The organism is Photorhabdus stackebrandtii (genome assembly GCF_011189495.1).
Classification (GTDB): Bacteria; Pseudomonadota; Gammaproteobacteria; order Enterobacterales; family Enterobacteriaceae; genus Photorhabdus; species Photorhabdus khanii.
On sequence record NZ_PUJV01000119.1, the window covers coordinates 1 to 1,240 of the forward strand.

At 39.6% G+C, this 1,240-nt stretch carries 2 protein-coding genes; both read right to left on the reverse strand.

What is annotated here, in order from left to right:
- Nucleotides 1-132 precede the first annotated feature (132 nt).
- Nucleotides 133-855: an Imm52 family immunity protein gene (locus C5470_RS21855; protein ID WP_166291892.1), complete on the reverse strand. Its 723-nt coding sequence runs from the start codon at nt 853-855 to the stop codon at nt 133-135.
- Between the two features lie 12 nt (nt 856-867).
- Nucleotides 868-1,240 (reverse strand): Tox-REase-5 domain-containing protein (locus C5470_RS21860; protein ID WP_242688276.1); only part of this gene is annotated, 373 nt, incomplete at its 5' end.

Consider the following 1,240-nt stretch of genomic DNA (forward strand, 5'->3'; position numbering starts at 1 on the left):
CCATTGTGAGTATATTGATCAATAGCGGTAATCACCTTACCGCCATGATCTGTCGTATCACCCAGCAGAATAACCGCTTTTGACATTAACGTTCTCCATCGTTTTTCGATTGGTAAATAACATCATTTCCCATTAAACTTCGGTAATTAATGGCAATAATCCCAGGTTCACCAACTGTATTTCAACATCATTGGATTTATCAATATCGTCCTGATTTCTTCCATCAAAAATACCTTTTTTGGTGATAATCAAGGTGCCGGTTTGTTCATTATTTTGATACACAGGGAGCACATCTTCCGCCATAGGCAGATAGGCTTTATCAATAATACGGGGCTGGTAAAGCATCCAGCCAACACTGAGACGATCAGGGAAAACCTGTCTGCCTTTTACGGTATAGCCATTATTTTCGACTTGAATATAAGGGAGGTTACGGCTGGTTGCTAAATATTTGACAAAGTCAATTAATCGGGAGACATTAAGCTGATGACTGTCAATCCTTAGGTTCATTTCCAGCCAAACCCAATTAGGGCGATCAGTTAACATTTTGCTATAACTAATGCCATTGGATAATTCATCCTTTTCACCATCCCATATGCCATTAATAAGAGCAGGAAAATTTTTCTTATAATCTTTTTCGAAACTTTTTATGGCAACTTCAGTTGGCCCCTGCACATCAAATACAATATGTTTTAGGGCCTCCTTTCGGGAGTAGCCAGTTAAGTACCACACTTTTTCTTGGTTAAAAAAGACATCGATTTGCCGTGTAATATGAAACAAATCCATCAAAGCTGTATAGGCGGTAATGGTTTCTCTCTGCTCATAATATACATTAATCTTTATACGAACTATTGCCATGTTTACCTCGTGTTAAACTAAACTGTCGCAAGGGGTATAGTGAACACTGATATTTTTATATTTGCTAAACAGTACTTTAAAATACCCATAACTGATTGGTTGCAAAAAGTGCCATTCCACATGGGGAGTATTATCCAGTGCATCACAGACCGCCTGATGTCTGATAGCCTGATTTTGTGCTGATTTAACTCCTCTCCACCAACTCTTTGGTTCATCCTCACTCCTAAAAAACTGGTCATACCGCGCCTTGGCTTCCAGAAACAGGCAATACGCTGGTCGCCAGCCATCAAAGGTCACTTTCAGGCACTGAAATTCCTGGATCATTTGTGTGGCCGGGTCATATTTAGTTTTAGCAATAAATCGCTGATAGTTAATCGTGATGGCG